16 protein-coding genes, 1 other RNA gene and 1 pseudogene are annotated in these 18,553 nt (G+C 64.6%); 3 read left to right on the top strand and 15 right to left on the bottom strand.

The window, feature by feature from the left end:
• Positions 1-163: 163 nt before the first annotated feature.
• Together ACZZ0O_RS09770 and ACZZ0O_RS09765 are read right to left on the bottom strand one after the other, a co-directional pair.
• Complete coding sequence (locus ACZZ0O_RS09770; RefSeq protein ID WP_463590661.1) at positions 164-577, bottom strand: VanZ family protein; 414 nt, start codon at positions 575-577, stop codon at positions 164-166.
• Entirely contained in the window at positions 565-1,818 is a 1,254-nt protein-coding gene (locus ACZZ0O_RS09765; RefSeq protein ID WP_193552554.1) for a class I SAM-dependent methyltransferase, read from the bottom strand. Before ACZZ0O_RS09765 ends, ACZZ0O_RS09770 begins: the two co-directional genes overlap by 13 nt.
• Between ACZZ0O_RS09765 and ACZZ0O_RS09760 the strand changes: the two genes are divergently transcribed.
• Together ACZZ0O_RS09760 and ACZZ0O_RS09755 are read left to right on the top strand one after the other, a co-directional pair.
• Positions 1,817-2,554: a pteridine reductase gene (locus ACZZ0O_RS09760; RefSeq protein WP_463590660.1), complete on the top strand. Its 738-nt coding sequence runs from the start codon at positions 1,817-1,819 to the stop codon at positions 2,552-2,554. The two genes, ACZZ0O_RS09765 and ACZZ0O_RS09760, sit on opposite strands and share 2 nt — an antisense overlap.
• Positions 2,555-2,615: 61 nt before the next feature.
• Positions 2,616-2,690, top strand: a non-coding RNA gene (locus ACZZ0O_RS09755) — sX9 sRNA.
• A 139-nt stretch (positions 2,691-2,829) separates the two neighbouring features.
• Here ACZZ0O_RS09755 and folK read toward each other — a convergent pair.
• The 5 genes from folK to ACZZ0O_RS09730 form a co-directional block, all read right to left on the bottom strand.
• Positions 2,830-3,339: a 2-amino-4-hydroxy-6-hydroxymethyldihydropteridine diphosphokinase gene (gene folK / locus ACZZ0O_RS09750; protein ID WP_463590659.1), complete on the bottom strand. Its 510-nt coding sequence runs from the start codon at positions 3,337-3,339 to the stop codon at positions 2,830-2,832.
• 97 nt (positions 3,340-3,436) lie between these two features.
• Entirely contained in the window at positions 3,437-4,939 is a 1,503-nt protein-coding gene (locus ACZZ0O_RS09745; RefSeq protein ID WP_463590658.1) for an ATP-binding response regulator, read from the bottom strand.
• 3 nt (positions 4,940-4,942) lie between these two features.
• Positions 4,943-5,383: a response regulator gene (locus ACZZ0O_RS09740; protein WP_055850673.1), complete on the bottom strand. Its 441-nt coding sequence runs from the start codon at positions 5,381-5,383 to the stop codon at positions 4,943-4,945.
• On the bottom strand, positions 5,380-7,191 hold the full coding sequence (locus tag ACZZ0O_RS09735) for a sensor histidine kinase (protein ID WP_463590657.1): 1,812 nt from the start codon (positions 7,189-7,191) through the stop codon (positions 5,380-5,382). The genes ACZZ0O_RS09740 and ACZZ0O_RS09735 overlap by 4 nt, the downstream gene beginning before the upstream one ends.
• 716 nt (positions 7,192-7,907) lie before the next feature.
• Positions 7,908-8,279 (bottom strand): BON domain-containing protein, encoded by a 372-nt coding sequence (locus tag ACZZ0O_RS09730; protein ID WP_055850667.1) that lies wholly within the window; start codon positions 8,277-8,279, stop codon positions 7,908-7,910.
• A gap of 149 nt (positions 8,280-8,428) precedes the next feature.
• Between ACZZ0O_RS09730 and ACZZ0O_RS09725 the strand changes: the two genes are divergently transcribed.
• The gene (locus tag ACZZ0O_RS09725; protein ID WP_463590656.1) at positions 8,429-9,487 is read left to right on the top strand and encodes an oxidoreductase; all 1,059 of its coding nucleotides are present in this window, start codon (positions 8,429-8,431) and stop codon (positions 9,485-9,487) included.
• 339 nt (positions 9,488-9,826) lie between these two features.
• On the opposite strand, the gene gnd is transcribed toward ACZZ0O_RS09725, so the two are convergent.
• The 8 genes and pseudogenes from gnd to ACZZ0O_RS09685 all read right to left on the bottom strand — a co-directional run bounded on the left by gnd (position 9,827) and on the right by ACZZ0O_RS09685 (position 18,407).
• Positions 9,827-10,768, bottom strand: a complete 942-nt coding sequence (gene gnd, locus ACZZ0O_RS09720; RefSeq protein WP_463590655.1) for a phosphogluconate dehydrogenase (NAD(+)-dependent, decarboxylating) — start codon at positions 10,766-10,768, stop codon at positions 9,827-9,829.
• Positions 10,769-10,789: 21 nt separating this feature from the next.
• Positions 10,790-12,127, bottom strand: a complete 1,338-nt coding sequence (locus ACZZ0O_RS09715) for a hypothetical protein (protein ID WP_463590654.1) — start codon at positions 12,125-12,127, stop codon at positions 10,790-10,792.
• A gap of 159 nt (positions 12,128-12,286) precedes the next feature.
• Positions 12,287-12,662 (bottom strand): annotated as a pseudogene (locus tag ACZZ0O_RS09710) (glycine zipper 2TM domain-containing protein).
• Between the two features lie 124 nt (positions 12,663-12,786).
• On the bottom strand, positions 12,787-13,569 hold the full coding sequence (locus ACZZ0O_RS09705; protein WP_463590653.1) for a DUF2242 domain-containing protein: 783 nt from the start codon (positions 13,567-13,569) through the stop codon (positions 12,787-12,789).
• 73 nt (positions 13,570-13,642) lie between these two features.
• Positions 13,643-14,707 carry a DNA methyltransferase gene (locus tag ACZZ0O_RS09700; RefSeq protein WP_463590652.1) on the bottom strand — a complete coding sequence of 355 codons (1,065 nt, stop codon included), beginning with the start codon at positions 14,705-14,707 and terminating at the stop codon, positions 13,643-13,645.
• A complete protein-coding gene (locus ACZZ0O_RS09695) occupies positions 14,700-15,800 on the bottom strand; it encodes a hypothetical protein (RefSeq protein WP_463590651.1) in 1,101 nt (366 codons plus the stop codon). The genes ACZZ0O_RS09700 and ACZZ0O_RS09695 overlap by 8 nt, the downstream gene beginning before the upstream one ends.
• A gap of 22 nt (positions 15,801-15,822) precedes the next feature.
• Positions 15,823-17,226 carry a nicotinate phosphoribosyltransferase gene (locus tag ACZZ0O_RS09690; protein WP_463590650.1) on the bottom strand — a complete coding sequence of 468 codons (1,404 nt, stop codon included), beginning with the start codon at positions 17,224-17,226 and terminating at the stop codon, positions 15,823-15,825.
• Between the two features lie 125 nt (positions 17,227-17,351).
• Entirely contained in the window at positions 17,352-18,407 is a 1,056-nt protein-coding gene (locus ACZZ0O_RS09685) for a bifunctional nicotinamide-nucleotide adenylyltransferase/Nudix hydroxylase (protein WP_463590649.1), read from the bottom strand.
• Between the last annotated feature and the right edge of the window lie 146 nt (positions 18,408-18,553).

The following is an 18,553-nucleotide window of genomic DNA, read 5'->3' as shown; positions in this document are numbered from 1 at the left end:
CATGCAACGGATCTGCGATGTCAGGCACTGCAGTCGGCTCCTGCAGCGATTCAGTGCTTGCGGTCATGCCAGCGCATCAATGCGCGATCGGAAGCAACACCGTTCCCTTGCCGATAACGCTGCACGCGTGACTGCGTCCGCATGCCCAACACGCGCACGCAACTCAACGCCGCGCAAACAGCCGCTGATCGATCCGCAACATCACAAAGCGCAGCGGCGTCCATGCCAGGCACAGGCCGGCAACGATACCCAGCGTGTCGGCCAGCGCATCGTATGGGTCGGCGCTTCGATTGGTCGTCAGTGCGCCCTGCGCGATCTCGATGCCGATTCCCAATCCCACCAAACCGATGGCTGCAACGACCTGCGCGCGACGGGTGGCAAACAACTGCACCGCACCCCAGCACAACAACGCAAAGGTCAAAAAATGCTCGGCCTTGTCGCTGTTATCCGGCAGCTCCGGAATCTCCGGCGGCGGACCCAGACAGACCGCAATCACCACCACGATCGCAGCGATCCATAACCCCACCCACAATCGCGGCCGATGAAACGGGCGCAGCGTCTGCGTTACAGCCGCCATGTGAGATCGCCGGCCAGAAATGCGGGCGCAATATCCACATCGCGCGCGAAGCCCATCACCTGGAACCGCTCGCCCATCTCGCTGGGCAAGGTCAGCCGCTTGATCTGCTCGCGCAGGCGCATGCGCCCCACTTCATCGGTGCGCGTATCGGCCTGCGTCAGTAACGCATCCAGGCCGTTGCCCAGCAGGAAACTCGCCTGCGTGCAGTAGCCCGCCAGCTCAAAACCGGCACCGGTACCAGCCTCCGCCAGCGCGGTGAAATCCACCGACGCGGTCAGATCCTGCAGTCCGGGCCAGCGATAGAGGTCCTCATGCATGCGATGGCGATAGAACGCACGCAAGGTGCCGTCCTCGCGCTGCGCGCGATAGAACTCGCCGCGCGGATAACCGTAGTCGACAAACACCATCGCACCGCGCTTCAGGCCGCCGGCCACCGCCTGGATCCAGTACGGCAGCTGCGGCAACAACTCGGAGCGATAGCCATCGGCGAAAGGCTGATCGAGATAGCGCTCCAGATGCCGCACTGCCGCGCTCAACAACGCATCGGCCGGCTGCTCGCCACGCGCAAATTGCTGCTGCGCATCGAGCACCACGGTTTCTTCGTAGACCTCGCCCTCACGGATCGCAAAGCGCGGCGTGGGCAGCGCATCGATCACCTCGTTGGCGAACAGCACGCCGTCCCAATCGTCCGGGAACGGGCCATCCAGCCATTCGACCAGATCGAATACCGGCGGTATCAGGCTGCGCCCCAGGCGCTCGCGCTGACGCTCGCGCAGGTCCGCACTGGGTTCGAGAATCGCGTAACGCTCGGGCAATGCATCCAGCTCCAGCAGCCGCTTGAGCATGACTTCGGCAAATGCGCCACTGCCGCCCCCCACTTCCAGCATGCGCGCCTGCGGCCCCAGCTGCTGCAGCACCGGTGCCAGCGCACCAGACACGGTGGCCGCAAACAACGGGCCGAGCTCGGGCGCGGTGACGAAGTCGCCGGCTTCACCGAACTTGCTCGACCCGGCGCTGTAATAGCCAAGGCCCGGCGCATACAACGCCAGCTCCATGAAACGCGAAAACGGGATCGCACCGCCGGCGGCCTGGATTTCGGCGCGCACATGCGCAGCCAGTCGGTCGCTGTGCGCCAGCGCGTCCGAATCGGGGGTGGGGAGGTCGGCGTGCATGCGGGCACCGGTTGCGGGGACAATGCACAGGATAGCCGAGCCCTTTGCAACGCCGAGCGAGTACGTCATGACAGACAGTTCCAAGGTGGTGTTGATCACCGGCGCAGGCCGCCGCATCGGCGCGCAGATCGCCACCACGCTGCACGCCGCCGGCTACCGCGTTGCCCTACATGCGCATCAGTCCGCCGACGCGCTGCGCGCACGCGTGGCCGAGTTGTGCGCGCAACGCGCAGGCAGCGCGCAGGCCTTGCACGCGGATCTGCGCCTGCCGCACGCACCTGCGCAACTGGTGGCCGCGTGCATCGACGCGTTCGGCCGCCTGGATGGCGTGGTCAACAACGCCTCGGCGTTTTACCCCACCGCAATGGGCGAAGCCACGCCGGCGCAGTGGGACGAGCTGTTCGCGGTCAATGCACGCGCACCATTCTTCATTGCCCAGGCCGCTGCTGCGCAGCTGCGCCAGCACCGCGGCGCCATCGTCAACCTCACCGACCTGCATGCACAGCAGCCGATGCGCAACCACCCGCTATACGGTGCCTCCAAGAGCGCGCTGGAGATGCTGACCCGCTCGCTGGCGCTGGAGCTGGCACCGCAGGTCCGCGTCAACGCCGTCGCGCCCGGCGCCATTCTGTGGCCGGAAGAAGGCAAATCATCCGACGCCAAGCAGTCGCTGCTCGCCCGCACGCCGCTGGCGCGCATCGGTACGCCGGAAGAAATCGCCGAGGCGGTGCGTTGGTTGCTGGACGATGCCAGCTTCATCACTGGCCAGACCTTGCATGTGGATGGCGGCCGTCAACTCAGCTGAGAGCGGCTAGCAACACGACTGCGCTCACCGCCAGGCGGGCGCGGCCGATGCTCGGTGCGGTAGTGCCACTTGTACATTGCGGTTCTGAGTGCGGCGCCCACAGCTGCCTGATGACTGCTCGTTACGTTTGTTAGCCGCTCTTGGGCGGACGTCGCACGAAGGCACGCGCTGCGTGAGGTGCATCGTCAGCGATCGGTGTTCAAAAGCGCATATCGCCGAACTGACATCCCTTCACCACCACATTGCAGCACGACCAGCTGCACTACACACCTGCGCTACTGCGCGGCACTCAGCGCAGGCGCATCCAGCGGCACTGTCGCAAATACGCTGCCGTACTGCGGATGCGCCTGCCACAGCGCGGCGAGCGTGCGTCCGCTCAGCGGGTCGACAAAGTCCGGCGCGATATCGGCCAGCGGCTTGAGCACAAAGGCATGCTTGAGCTCGGGACGCGGGATGCGTAGATGCCCGGGGCCTTCGACAATGCAATCGCCGAAAAACACCACGTCCACATCCAGCGTACGGTCGCTGAAACGCGGTCCGCTGCGATCGCGACCATGCGCGTCTTCCAGCGCATGCAGCCACTGGTCGAGGGCATGCAGGTCCAGATCGGTCTGCAAGGCCACGGCGTTGTTGACGAAGTCCGGCCCATCGAAGCCCACCGCCGGCGTGCGATACGCCGGGGAGACGTCGAGCTGGCCGAAGCGCGCGCGCAAGGCGGCGACGGCCAAGCGCAGGTAGTGAGTCGGCTGGACATTGCTGCCGAGGCTGAGGAGCACGGTGGTCATACGGTATTCGCGCATGCGGCCGGCGTCAGCGTCAACTGTTGCTGCGCGATGCGGGCCCATCGGCGCACGCACAGCGCGCGTGCGTGCGTGCGTGGGCTCAGGCCATTTCCAGCGCGTGCGCTACCGCGCGAAATACACGGCGCATTTCCAGCGGTTTGCGCAACACGTGCACCGGGATGTCGGGCGGAAAATGCGCACGCTGCAGCGGCGCGCCGACGTCTTCCAGCACGATCGCCGGACCCTGGTAGCCCAGCTCCTGCATGCTCAGCAGCACGCTCACCGCCGACAGCAAGATGATGTCGCTGTCGATGATCACCAGATCCGGCATCGCGTGCTGCTGCACCAGTTGCAGCGCAGCGGCGCCATCGGTGGCCAGCTGCGGCTGATAGCCCTGGCTGGACAGCGCATTACCAAGCAACGACAGCCGCGTGGCTTCGCCATCCACCAGCAGAATGCGCTGCCCCTGGCCCAGCGCCAGCGGCGGTTCGGTATCGGCAATGCTCACCGAGGCCGCGCGCATCGGCACGATCATGTCGAAGCGCGTGCCTTCGCCCAGCCGACTGTCGACCTGGATGTTGCCACCGTAGCTTTCCACGATGCGCTTGCACGAAATCAGGCCCAACCCGGTGCCATCGGCCTTGGTCGTGAAAAAAGGACTGAACAGGCGAGCGCGCGTTTCATCGGTCATGCCCACGCCGGTGTCGGCCACGCTCATACGCACGCGCGTGGCATCAAAGCGATCGGCCGACAGCACCAGGGTGCCGCCGCCGGGCATCGCCTGGATCGCGTTCAAGCCCAGGTTGAGCAAGCACTGCTGCAATTCGGTGTAGTTGGCTTCGATGGTCAGATCCGAGGCGATCATGTCCATCTGCAGCCGCACGCCATCGGGCAGGCTGCTCCGCAGCAGCATCTGCACCGCCTGGAACAGTTTGGCAATGGACACCTGCTCGCGCGGCTTGTTGGAGCCACGCACGAACGACAGCATCGACTCGGCCATGTCATGCCCGCGCCGGCCGCATTCGGCCACCACATTGGCCAGCTGACGCAGCTGCGGGTCGTCGGTCCGCCCGGCCAGCAGGTCGGGCACGATCAGCAGCGGCTGCAGGATGTTGCGCAGATCGTGGCTCAGGCCGGCCGCCAGCATCGCCAGGCTTTCCAGTCGCTGCGCACGCATCAGCTCGCTTTCCACACGCTGGCGCTCGAGCTCCGCACGCGCCTCGCGGATGGCGCGCATTACCGCGCTCGGCAGCCGCGTGGGGTTGTGCTTGATGATGTAGTCGTTGGCACCGTCCTGCAGCGCCTTGACCGCCGTCTCCTCCCCCATGGTGCCGGAGACGAAGATGAAGGGGGTGGCACCGTTCTGACGCACTAGGCGCAGTGCCTGATAGCCGGAAAATCCGGGCATGCTCAGATCCGACAGCACGATGTCCGGGTGAAACGTCTCCAGCGCGCTGCGCAGCGATGGCTCGCTGTCCACGCGCTCGAACGCCGCATCGATGCCGGCATCGAGCAACTGATCGGACAACAGCTCGGCATCTTCCGGTGAATCTTCCACCAGAAGGATCTTCAACTGCTCCAGTTTGCCACCCTCATGCGGCATGGGTCAGTCCAGCTCCGGTGCCTGATTGATCACCGCCCAGAACGTGCCGAGCGTCTTGACCGCGGTAAAGAACTGATCGACATCCACCGGCTTGACCACGTAGGCATTGACGCCCAGGTCCCAGCTGCGGGCAAGATCGCTCTCTTCGCGCGAGGACGACAGGATCACCACCGGAAGGCGCTTGAGTGCCTCATCGTTGCGCACCTGCTTGAGCACTTCCAGCCCATCCAGGCGCGGCATCTTGATGTCCAGCAGCAGCACCGCCGGCAGGCCTTCCTCGCGGTTGGCATAGGCGCCGCGGCGCAGCAGGTAATCCATGGCTTCCACGCCGTCTTCGACGTGCACGATGGGGTTGGCAAGACGGGCGTCGCGCAGGGCGTCGACTGCCATCTCGGCATCGGCCGGGCTGTCTTCTGCCAGAAGAATGGTACGGATGGCGGTCATACACTGAACTCTTGGTTGGGCGCTTCAAGCGCGGGAGGAAGCTCGAAATAAAACGTGGCGCCTTCATCGACGACGCCTTCAGCCCAGATGCGGCCACCGTGACGCGTCAACACGCGCCGCACGCTGGCCAGACCGATGCCGGTGCCAGCGTATTCGCTGGCCTTGTGCAAGCGCTGGAACACGCCGAACAACTTGCCGCTGTACTCCATGTCGAAGCCCGCGCCATTGTCGCGCACGCTGAACTGATGGCCGCCGTCGGCCATCGGCGTGTAGCTGACCTCGATCCTGGCCACCTCGCGCTTGGCGCTGTACTTGACCGCGTTGCCCAGCAGATTCATCCACAGCTGGCGCATCATGTTTTCGTCGGCCACCAGCACCGGCAACGGCGCGACATGCCAGTCCACACGGTGGCCGGTATTTTCGCTCTGCACGTTGGAATCCAGGATCGCACGCGTCTCGGCCACCAGCGATTGCATATCCACCGCCTGCAGCCGCAACGCGCTGCGACCCAGGCGCGAATACACCAGCAGGTCGTCGATCAGCGACGCCATGCGCCGCGCCGAGGAGCTGATCACTTCCATGTAGTGACGCGATTTTTCGTCCGCCGCATCGCCAAGATGGCGCGCCAGCTTGTCCGAGAAACCGGCCACATGCCGCAACGGCGCGCGCAGGTCGTGCGATACCGAATAACTGAAGGCTTCCAGTTCGCGGTTGACCTCAGACACCTGCTCCACCTTGCCCTCCATCTGCCGGTTGAGCTCCTGGATGCGCAGTTGCGAGGCCTTTTGCAGGCTGATGTCGCTGACCGTCATCAGTACCACGTCTTCGTCGACGGTGTCCGGCAGCGGCATGCGGCGGGCATTGATCAGCATGGTGCGCAACACGCCATCGGCGGCGCGCTGCTCATGCTCGAAGTCCCACAGCTCGCGGCCGCGCAGCAACACGTCGGCCAGGCGCTGATGGAATAGCGGATCGCGCCAGACCCCCTCGCCCACATCTTCCAGCGCCATCAATTCGTTGCCGCGCTCCTCCAGGCCGTACAACTCGGCGAAGGCGGGGTTGTGCAGCACGATGCGTTGATTGGTATCCAGCAACACGATCGGCTCGCGCACGGTCTGCAGCACCGAGCTGGCACGGCCGCTGGCGCGCAGATATTCCTGCTCGGCGGCGAGACGGCGGCGGATCTGCCGCTGCAGCAGCCAGATCACTGTCGCCAGCAAGAGCAGCTGCACGGCAAGCGCGGCCCAGCTCAGCACCGCGTAGTGCAGGCGCTCGGTGTCCGCGCGCGCGTTGCGCAGGGTCAGCAACCGGCCCTCGGCCCCCTGCAACTCATCGATCAGCACGCGGATCGGGTTGTTCAAGGTCATATCGTCGATCAGCGCGCGAATCTGTGCCTGCCCGGTGGTCACCGCAATCCGCTCGGCCAACAACAGCCGACGCTCGATGGTGCTCTGGATACGCCCCATGCGCACCTGCTGCGCCGGGTTGTCCTTGGTCAGTTCGATCAATCGCTCGACCGCGGCCAGCGACTCGCGCCGGCCACGCCGCATGCGTTCCAGCAACGCCGCGCGCTCCACGCCGTGCGAGCGCATCAACGCAGCCGATTCGGTATCGCGCATCGCCGCTTCCAACCGCTGCGCGGTTTCCTGAACTTCCTGGCTATGCGACACCCACACCGCCGCCTGATTGGCGTTGCGCGCCATCTGCTGCAGCAGCAACGACGGCACCACCACAATGAGGCACACGGCAACCGCCAATAAGGGCAGGCGCCAGCGATCCCATCTGTCTGCTTGGACCGTTGTCTGCATTGCTAGGTCTGTATCCGTTCGCTGCACGTGCCTAAAGACGCGTCGGTATTGTCTCCGATCACACCCCAAGCGAGATGAATGATTCAGCCCATAACACCGCCATCGTGACATAGCTGAATGGGCATATCATAAGTGCAGCAAAGGTGAAAATGGCGCGAGAAGGCCGCCGTTTGTCGGCGCCGTGGTGAACGATGGGCCCTGGACGCGCCCAACGGGGGCGCCACACCACAACTGGGCACCTGCATGCCTGCGTTCGATCCTGCGCGCTGCCACGCATAGACGCTCACCTGATGCGATCGCGCGTCGATGGGTGCGGATCCCCGCCAGTACCGAAGGCATCGCCATCCACATCAGCAGACGGCAAGGTCCGCTGCAATGATCCCAAGTCGACGGCATGATCGGATACCAACCCAATGCGTCGCCGTAGACAGTGACCGAAGTATCGATGTCCATCACCGGCACATGGAGCATCGCACGACGACAAGCTGCGTCAGAAAAGCAGCCAACAAAACGTAGCGAGCGGGTGCTGGGCACTGCAGCGAATCAGCGCCTGCCAGCACCGCACAGCAAGCCACCGTTCCAGCGCTGATCGCGCGAGCATGCCGACAAGTGGCCTCCGTGACGACGCACAAGAAAAAAGCGCACTCCGTAGAGTGCGCCTCGTGCTCGGTTCAACTGCCTCGCCGCAGCTGGCCCGGCATTCGCTACCGCTGCAATTACATCTTCGCAGCGACGACCTTCAGGCCGGTCGACTTGACGCTCTTGACGCCTTCGATGCCCTTGGCAACAGCCACGGCCTTGTCGTGCTCGGCCTGGGTTGCAACCGAACCGGTCAACATCACGATGCCGTTCTTGGTCTCGACCTTGACGTCGGTGCCAGACACGTTATCGGTGGCGAGCAGATCGGCCTTGACCTTGGTGGTGATCCAGGTATCGGTGACCGGCTTCTTGGATTCATTCATGCCGGCGGCGTGGTCCTTGTGCGCGCCCATGTCCTGCGGCGCAGCAAATGCCTGCGAAGCACCCAGGGTCAGACCGAGCGACAACGACAGCGCCAACAGCTTGCGTGCATGCATCATGTTCTTCATTCGAATTACTCCTGTTGAATGTGGCTGCAGCTTGCGGCGGCAGTCGTCGCGTACACGTGACCGTTGCATGCAGAGGTTGTGAACCCCGCGCACACGGGTGGGTGCAATACCATGCAGATTCCCTCGTTCGTTGCGATGAACCGTTTTCAATGGCTAAACCGTTCAATCTGGCCGTCGTCGGCTACGGCTATGTCGGCCACACCTTCCATGCGCCGCTGATCGCCAGCACGCCGGGCCTGCGCTTGCACAGCGTGGTGTCGTCCAAGCCGCAACAGGCGCAAGCCGATTTCCCGGAGATCAGCGTCGTTGCCGACATCGACAGCGCCCTGGCCGACCCGGCACTCGACGCCGTCGTGCTTGCCACACCCAATCAGACCCACGCGCCATTCGCGTTGCAGGCACTGGCTGCGGGCAAGCACGTATTGGTCGATAAACCCTTTGCGCTGGATGCCGCGCAGGCGCGTGCCATGGTCGACGCTGCCGTGGCAGCCGGCCGCGTCATCAGCGTGTTCCAGAATCGACGGTGGGACGCAGACTTTCTGACCGTGCGCCGCCTGATCGACGAAGGCCAACTGGGCGAGGTGGTGGAGTTTCATTCGCACTTCGACCGTTATCGGCCACAGGTCCGCGACCGCTGGCGCGAAAGCGATATCCCGGGCGCAGGCCTGTGGTACGACCTGGGCCCGCACCTGCTCGATCAGGCATTGCAACTGTTCGGCGCACCGCAGGCGATCGCTGCGGATTTGCAGCGCCAGCGCAGCCAGGCGCGCAGCGACGATTATTTTCACGTCACCCTGCATTACCCGCGGCTGCGGGTGATCCTGCACGCCGGCTCGCTGGTCGCCGACAACCGCCTACGGTTTGCCGTGCACGGCACGCGCGGCAGTTATCTCAAGCACGGCCTGGACACGCAGGAAGACCAGCTGCGGGCCGGGCGTCGTCCTGGCACGGTTGGCTGGGGTGTGGACCCGTTACCGGGCACGCTCACCCGCGTGGACGAAGAGGGCCGCGTCCACACCCATCAACCCGACAACCTGCCCGGCGATTATCGGCAGTGCTATGCCGCCTTCCGCGATGCGTTGGCAGGCACCGGCCCGGCACCGGTCGATGGCGCAGACGCGGTGCAACTCATGCGCTTGCTGGAACTGGCGCAGCACAGCGCTGCAACCGGACAGGTGCAATGGCTGGATGGTAAGCGCACGCTTTGATGACACAGGCATCAGCTGCTTACGCAGTTAAAGCGTGCAGCCGATGCAGGAAAATGTCTGGCCATCGTGCACTGCCGCCTAAAGGCGTGCCATGCGCGTGATGCATGCATGCGCAGCGTCGCTGCATCGATCTGGCGCACCGCGCCGTAGTTTTTAGCTGCCGAACACGCGCTACACCAGGCACGCAGACCCGAAATAAAACCGTGACCGCTGAGGGTCGAGCGACACACATCGCGAGCAGCATCGCCCACGCGTAGAACGCGTACCCGGATCGAGCGCATTCCAATCAAGCAACGACCGCGATGCCGTTCGGCAACCGCGGCCGTGTCAGCGACACGCTTACGCGTCCTTGCTGCCGATCGCCGGCGCTGCAGCGGCGGTGGTTTTCACTGCATGCCCACCGAACTGGTTGCGCATTGCCGCCAGCAATTTGTCGGTGAACGAATCCTTGTCGCGCGAACGCAATCGCTCCATCAGCGACAACGTGATGATGGGTGCAGACACCTCCAGGTCGATCGCCTCAGCCACCGTCCAACGGCCTTCGCCCGAGTCGGCTACGAACGGCGCGATACCGTCCATGGTCGGATTGTGTTGCAGCGCATCGGCAGTCAGGTCCAGCAACCACGAACGCACCACGCTCCCATCGCGCCAGATCTCCGAGACCTGGTGCAGATCCAGCGCAAAATCAGTCTTGTGCTGCATCAGTGCGAAGCCTTCGGCGTAGGCCTGCATCATTCCGTACTCGATACCGTTGTGGACCATCTTGGTGAAGTGGCCGGCACCGCTCGGGCCCACCCGCCCCCAGCCCTTGTCCGCCGCAGGCGCCAGCGTGGCCAGGATCGGATGCAGTGTGGTCACTGCGGACTCTTCGCCGCCAACCATCAGGCTATAGCCTTCCTTCAGGCCCCAGACGCCACCGCTGGTGCCGCAGTCGACGAATGCAATGCCGCTTTCCTGCAGTTGCGCCGCGCGACGTTGCGAATCCTTGTAATAGGAATTGCCGCCATCGATGACGATGTCGCCGGCCTGCAACAACGGCAGCAGTTGCGCCAGCGTGTCGTCGACGATCTTGCCTGCCGGCACCATCAGCCACACCACGCGTGGGCTCGGCAGCGCGGACACCAGCGCTGACAGCGCATCGGCAGTGACAATGCCCTTGGCCTGTGCGCTGCTACGCGCGCTATCGCCGGGATCGTAGCCGTGCACACGATGCCCGCCGTGCACCAGACGCTCGGCCATGTTGGCGCCCATGCGGCCCAAACCCACCATACCCAGTTCCATAACCACTCCTCAATGATCTGATCAGTGCAGGGTGCCACGCCGGGCGTACGCCGGCGTGGCGGAATTTTCAATGGATTGTTCCGTGACGGTGCTGGCGCCGCACTGTTGCAGCTGCCACTCGATCCATCGCCAGTACAAGGTGGTGCGCAGATTGTGCAAGGTCAGGTCGATCGCGTATGGGGTGCGCGGGTTGCGATCGAGCAGGCGCGCGACGTGATAGCCGATCGGCTTGGTGCCCTTGGGATGCACATACACCAGAAAGCCCTGATAGAACGGATCGTCCAGCAACGTCTGCAGTTCCTGCAGCCGCGCCTGCTGCTGCGGATCGAGCGTTGCCCGCAACGCTGCGTTGCGCTCGTACAGCAACCGCTCGAACCGTCGTTTGCCCGGCCCATGCAGCTGCCTGGAGAGTTCCCAAATCTGCCGGTTGAGCGTGTCGTAATACGCAAAGCCGCCGTGCCGCGCCAACGCCTGCGCTGCCGCGTCGCTGACATCCACCACCACGAAGTTTTCGGCCTGGTTATGGATATCGTCCAGAGACGCCTTGTCGAACACATGCGCGATGAAGCCTGGCGCACCGACAAACGCCTGGCGCCCCAGTTGCGCGGTCTTCACCGCTTTGCCGTCGGCAAAAAATTCGCCGGCGTGTGCGCCGAGCAGAATGCTGTCGGTGTCGTGCAAGGTCAAAAATGTACCGATCGACAGTTCGCCCGGCGTAAATACCTGATCGAACCCGGCATCGCCATACAGTTCGCGCTGCGTGGCGAGCTGGGCCACCTGCCGCCCAACGCCGCATTCGGAACGCACCTGTCCACGATAGAACGCGTCCAGCGCCTGCGCATTGCTGCCGCGTGGCTGATAGCCGCGGCCAAAGCTCTTGAATCCACTCCAGCCCTGCGCAGCGGCGCCACGCCAGCCGAAGCCGATCCAGCCCAGTTGCAGCGCAGAAAATCGGTAATGCGGATTATCTTGCAGCTGGGTGACGGCACGCCGTGTGGCGGCGCCAACGTCGAATCCGTAGGCGCATTGGGTAGCGGAATCGTCCAACAGTGCTGTCAGCGCTACGCCGCGTTGCTGCGCGTCCCAGCCCGCCGGCAGTGTGATCTGCAGATCGCCCGCTGCGCGCGCCTGCGCAAGCGAGCCCCGCGTACAGGGCGCGCCGCGCTGGATGATTGGCGTGCTGATCGACGCACTGTTGATGCTCCAACCCAATCGCCGCAACAGCGCTTCCACGCAATCGGGTGCGGCCATGCTGGCCGTCTGACTTGGTGCAGCAGCGGCCACTTGCAGCAGCTGCAGACCGCACAGCGCCACTGCACAGAACAGCGTAGCCACGCGGCGCCACGCGACGTGCCGCACGCGTGTGTGCGCTGCAGGCGTGGATCGCACCGCCCAGCGTCTGCTCTGCACCTGGAATGCACTCATCGAGCGGAGAAGTGGATTGGCAGCACAGCGCTGCTCCTGGACCAAAACAAAGCCCCGGCAGGACCGGGGCTCATGACATTCACTGCATCACGCTCAGCGACGTTCGCAGACGCTCGACCTGGCGATTGCCGTTAGCTTGCTGGCGGTTGCCCTGGATGGTGCGGCCTGCTGCACCGCCGGCAACCGCGCCTGCCACGGTAGCGAGCTTCTTGCCGTTACCGCCGCCAACCTGATTACCAAGCAGACCGCCGATGGCCGCACCGGCAAGCGTGCCGCCGATGCGATTCGGGTCGGTGGAATTCTTCTGCACCTCGACGTTCTTGCAGCGCACGCGAGTACCGTCATTGAACCTGCGGCCTTCGTCTGCCGTCGTGTAACGGTGCTGCGAGTAGTTCTGCGCTTGCGCGAAGGTGCTCGTCGCCATCAGAGCGATCAGGGACATACCCATCAGGGAATTGCGCATTTTCATCGTACGTCTCCATCGTTCTCGCCCATTCGGCGAGCCATGGCTGCACTCTGGCCATTGGGTCGAGAACACAACGTGAAGCGCAAAACCCTCTATTCAGGCTTTGGAGCGGTGCGTGAATCGCGCGTCACGGTTGGGTGGCAGGTCCGCTCTGCGGGACGTTGGCCGGCGCTGGCGGCGGGTCCTGCGCTTCGACCGGCAACGGTGCGACGGGCGGCTGCTCGACCGTGGTTGGGCTCGGTGCTGCAGCGGCTGGCGCAGTAGGCGCGCTGACCGCCGGTGTCGGCGCAGTGGCGGGCGGTGCGGCTGGTGCCGCCGGCGGGTGCGGGGCTGCCGGTACCGACGCAGGCATCGCGGCGGCGGCAGCAGGCGCCGCTTCGGTCACCTTGGGCAGATAGGAGTTCAGTCGTTCGAAAAAGCGCTTGTAGAAGGCCGCGTCCTGCACCGTGGTGCTGGACACGCGCACCAGCGAGTCGCCGCTGCTGCCCACCGGCAACGACAACGAGCCGAGCACGCCAACACCCACGCTCGCCGAGGTGGAGCTCTTCTTCAACGCGTATCGATCCTGCAGCGCGCTGACGAAGATCTGCGCCTTGCCACCGTCCTGCGTGGCGCAGGAAATCCGTAGATTGAGCTGCTCGCTCTGGTCGGCTTCCTTCAGCTGGAAGTTCTTGCTGCCTTCCACCGCCGCGGCATCGGCACGCGTCACGGCGTAGCCCTGACTCAACAGCACACGCCGTGCGGCTTCGCAGGCCTGTGGCGAGCTGGCCGCCACGCTGCGCGAATACGTATCGTCGGAATTGAACGACTCGCGCATCAGCATGGTGTCGCCCTTGCTGCCGCCGCAGCCCACCAAGGTTGCCAACGCGCCAAGCAGCGCGCCGCGCGCGATCAGGGAAGTACACGACATGGGAAGACTCCGGCATCCAAAACCGGGCAAAGCATAGCTGTAACCGATGTGCGCGCGGCGTCGTGTTGCCGGCTCAGGGCATCGGCGGTTCATCCGCTGGCAGTTGCAGGTCGACCTGCAGGCGGCTGCCATCGGCACCGATCCGCTCGGCGCGCAGGTAGTGATGCGCACGTACCGTTGCCAGCGCCACCGGCGCGCGACAGGGTTCGCCCCACAGGCTAAGGCTGAAGCCCTGCACCTGCAGCCAGCTGGTCAGGCGGTCCCACAGCGGCTGCTCGGCGCGCAGCATCAGGTCCAGATCCGCCGGGCCTTGCGGCACCAGCGCAGGCGACTGCAGCCAACGCGCATAACTGCCGTGCACTACCACCGGCACGCCAAGCGCCTGCACGGCCTGCAGCAGCTGCGCCGCCTGCCGTACATCCAACCGGGCGCGGCAGTGCTGAAAGATCAGCGCGTACTCGTGGCTGCGATTGCTGTCGGTGCCTGCATGGTCCAACCCAGCCGCAGCACGCGGATAACACAACACCCGCTCGTCATGCAGTGTGAACAGGCTGCCGAGGATCCGGCCCAACTCCCAGGCCTGCGGGATCATGTGCCCGCCCACACGCACATTCTCGACCATGGCCACGCCAAATGCGCCCGGACGCAACTGCCGCCGCAACGCGTGAAACACCGCGCGCATGCCGGCGAGATACCCCGCGTAGTCGGCGCTGGCATACAGCTGCCCAGCCGCCGTCGCACCGCGCCACTGGCAACCGAAATACGGCACGTTGGTCAGGCACAGATCGATCGGCGCAGCCGGCGCGGCCTGCACCAGGCTACCGACCACGATCGGCGCATCCACGCCGTGCCGTTGCAGCCGCGTGCGTGCCAGCTGCGCACGCGCATCGTCGATCTCCATGCCGTGCGCGTTGCGGCCTTCGAGGGCCGCAGCCAGCAACGTACTGCCGAACCCGCAGAACGGGTCGAACACCTGTTCGCCTGGTTGGCTGAAGTGGCGCACAAACGGCCGCATCTGATTCACCCAGCCACAGTCGCGCCCGTTGAGCGGATCACGCGCACGCAGGTCGTCGGGCAATGCCCAGGCCGCATCATCGGGTGCCGGCGTCCACCAGCTGCGCTGATCGAACTCATCCATCTGTTGCGTCCCACAGCACATCGGCGTCCGGGTCCCATCCCGCACACAGCCGGCCGTTGGCGAAGAACACCAGCTTGTACACATCGCCGGTGGCATGGCGCGCGTGCATCGCCGCGTAATCGGCGCTTTCGAACACTACTTGCATGCCATCGTCGCTGCGCATCCGCACATTCCAGAAGTAATACCCTTCCGTCATGCCGTCCAGCTGCCAACGCGACCACCACGGCTGCTGCATGCACTCGGCCAGCAGGTGCTCCACACCGATGCGGTGCTGCTCGATGTAACGCAACGTGCCGTTGTTGCGATACGCATCATCCAGCCGCGACAACTCGCGGAAGATCACCTGACCTGCGCCGCAGCTGCGCGCCCACGCGATATACCGCGCGATCTCCTCGGCGCTACACACCCCGCCCCGTTGCACGATGCATACCAGCCGCACCGGCAGACGCGCAGCGATGCGACGTGCGGTCTGCACGAACGTCGTGGCATCGGCGATGGGCTCGTCCGCGCGGAAGCGCATGATCGCGTCGTTATGCGCCTGCAACGGGTGGTGACGCGACAGCTCGATCCACGACACGCCGAAATCGACCAGCGCATCGAGCAGACGCTCAGCGTGCGCACGCGCCAGGCCTGCACCATTGCTATACAGCACGCGCTGCTCGACGCGCGGGCCATTGGGCGTGGTCGACAAGGTGTGCAGCAAGGTCAGCAGCCACTGCGCGTCGTCGGTCATTTCCAGGCCCGACAGCGAATACGACAACGGCACCGCATGCAGCAGCTGCAGTGCGCTGCGCAACTGCGCGAAATAGTCCGGGCCCGGACGCAGCATCGCCCCCGCCAGACCGCCCGCGTGCTGCCGCAGATTCTCCGAACAAAACCCACAGCGCGCCGAACAGGGCCGCACCGAGGCGTACGGCGTCAACGTAATCGGCAACGCAACCCGATAGCAGCGTGCGCCGATCTGCAACGCATGCCATCGGTTGCTGTCGTCCTGCAGCGGCACGCGCCGCTGCAGGTTGGGCGCCGTGGCGCGCAACTGCGCCAACAGCGGTGAGGCAGGCAGCAGCGGCACAGCGTCGATGGAAGCGGGCATGGGCATGCCTGCGTGCAACCCGTCAGCGCCGGGCGGCATCGGCACGCTCGCGTACCTGTTGCAACGTCCATTCCTGCTGCATCGCGCCGTTTTCCCACACCGTCACCAACGCATCTTCGCTGTCGGTGCTGGCGGCTACCTCGTCGAGCAACGCACTGCGGTAACTGCCATCGCGACGGTCGCGCAGCAGGGTCAGCCGGCCGCGCTTGCTCTGCTTGCCCTGGTCGGTGATCGGGTCCTTGTAGACGTCGATCCACTGCCCATCTACACGCACTGCCGAACACTTCAACGCGAACTTCTGCGTGTCGCGGTCCACCTTCTGCAGCAATGCACCACCCATACCGAAGGCGACGTTGTCGGCGGCATAACCGGCTGCAGTGATGCGCTCCAGAATGGCGCGCAACGACTGCGGATTGATGCCGTCGCCCTGGATCACGCGCACATGGTTGAGCACCTTGTAGCCCTTGCCGTTGACCTGATGCCCGAAGGCCTCGTCCAGCAATAGCAGGCACTGTTCGACCACATCCACCGGGTCGCCGGAATCGGGGCGGATCACCACCGTCGCGCCGGAGGCGATGATCTCCTCGCGCAAGGTGGTGCCCCAATGCTCGCGAATGGCGCGATAGATGTCGTAGCTATCGGACACCACGGCCACGATGGAACCCGGGTGCGCGAATTGCGTGAGCATGTTGCGGTACGCATCCACCTCGCGCTCGCGGCCCCAACTGGTGATGGTGCTGTGTTCGGCGGCGGGAATCGAAAACCCCGCCACCGGCGTGTGGTAATGCGCGCGTGCCAGCAGCAAGGCCGACAAGGTATCGGTGCCGAGGAAGTTCACCAGATGCGCGGCGCCACCGAGGGCTGCCGAGCCCAGACTGGACACACCGCGCGCACCAAAGTCGTGCAGCTTGAAGGGCAACTGGCCTTCCGGATCGTCACTGGTGCGCTCCAGGTAATCGCGCACGACCTGCTTCACCTGCCAGCTCACCGTGGCCACCGTCACCGGGTACCACACGCGCAGCAACAAGGTTTCCAGATACGACGGCACCCAGAACGCCTTGGCGTCGGTGGATTCGATCGTCATCAAGACGTTGTGCGTGGGCACCACCGCACCTTCGGGCACCGCACGGATACGGATCGGCAACTGTCCGCCAAGGCGGTCGACGATATCGCGCCAGCCCGCTTCGTTGAACGGCTCGCCGTGCGCGGCCAGCAAGGCCTTGGCATCGTCGATGTCGGCATGGGTCACCGGACGGTTGATGGCTTCTTTCAGGATCGACTGCAGACCGAAGAACACGGTCTGGTCGTACACGCCACCGCGCGATTCGACATAGAAAAACGAGGCATCGGTACCGGGCGGATACTGCAGCCAGTGGCTGGCCTTGTAGCTGTCGGTATTGAGTAGCAGGTTATCGAGGTAATGCATGACGGAAGCTCCTTCGCGTCGGGAAAACCAGCGGTCTGTCCGCCGGTGGGAGGTCGTGATTCAAGCAAGACGCATCGACGTGACCGACGCCGGTCGGCAGCGGCACGCAGGCGATGACGTCGCGCTCAGCCACGACCCAGGAAGAATTCAAGAATATGCAGGTGGTCTTCGTACAGGCGCGGCCCCATCGCCATGACTTCGGCAATCGGAATCCAGCGCGCCTTGTCGGCATCGTCGCCACCGCGCACCGCGGGCAACTCACCGGCCGGAAATTCGAAATGGAATGCGTGGGTAATGGTGCGCCCGCGCAGGCTGCGCTCGGGGTGATCGAAGACCTGGCGTCCGCGCAACGAGCCCTTGAGCACCGGCACCGGGACCTTGAGCCGTGTTTCCTCGCGCAGCTCGCGCAGGCAGCTGTCCAGCAGCCCCTCTTCCTGGGCAACGAAACCGCCCGGCAGCGCCCACAACCCCTTGCCGGGCTCGGCGCGCCGCCGCACCAGCAGCACGTGCCCGGAATGCACCACCACAGCATCGGTGGTTACAAAGGTCGGTGCATACGGCGCATCCTTCCAGGCCGCGCGGTACTGCTCGATGAAGCGGTATTCCGCCACCAGTTGCGCGTAGCTGGGCGAATTGCGGCGGAATGCTTCCAGCATCTCGTACACCGGCGCAGGCACATTGCCGCGCAGCATCAGCAACCCGCCATGAAAGCCGATGTCACCAGCCTCGAACAGATAACGGCGTAACTCGGTTGCCGACAACGTGGCGGTATGTTGCACGTCTTCCAGCGGCCACTGCGGAAACTCGCGCAGGTAATAACTGCTGGCGTCCTTGTCCATGCCGATCAGGCCGATGCGCGCATCGAGCGTGCCACCATCGGCGTGCACCACTTCGGCAACCTGGCGCTGCACTTCGGCAATCCACAGGCTTTCGTTGTACAGATGGTCGCGCAACGGACGCAGGATCAAACGCTCGCTCTCGCCCGGCAATGCGGACTCGATCATCACTGCGCGTTCGGCGACGGTCCAGGGGTTGCGGATGGTGCGTGGTGTGTCGGCCGAGCCGATCAACACAATGAGCTTGTTCGCTTTGCCCAGCGCGTGGCGGGCGACGGCAGCGTGGCCGTTATGAAAGGGCTCGAAACGCCCGATAAACACAAGATAGTCGTACTGTGCTGCCATGAGAATCCCTCACGGTTGATTGGTCAGTCAGCGGTCTCTCCGCCGGCTTGCTGCAAATGCTACGCCGATAGGTGGCCACGTCAAGCGTGTTTGTTCAATCGCGCGCCGACACACTATGTCATGCACGCGGACTAGACTTGGCGGCT

It is taken from the genome of Xanthomonas sp. AC360, from assembly GCF_979258225.1.
The sequence above is the reverse complement of the archived record's forward strand: the minus strand, read 5'-3'. Positions and strand labels throughout refer to the sequence as shown.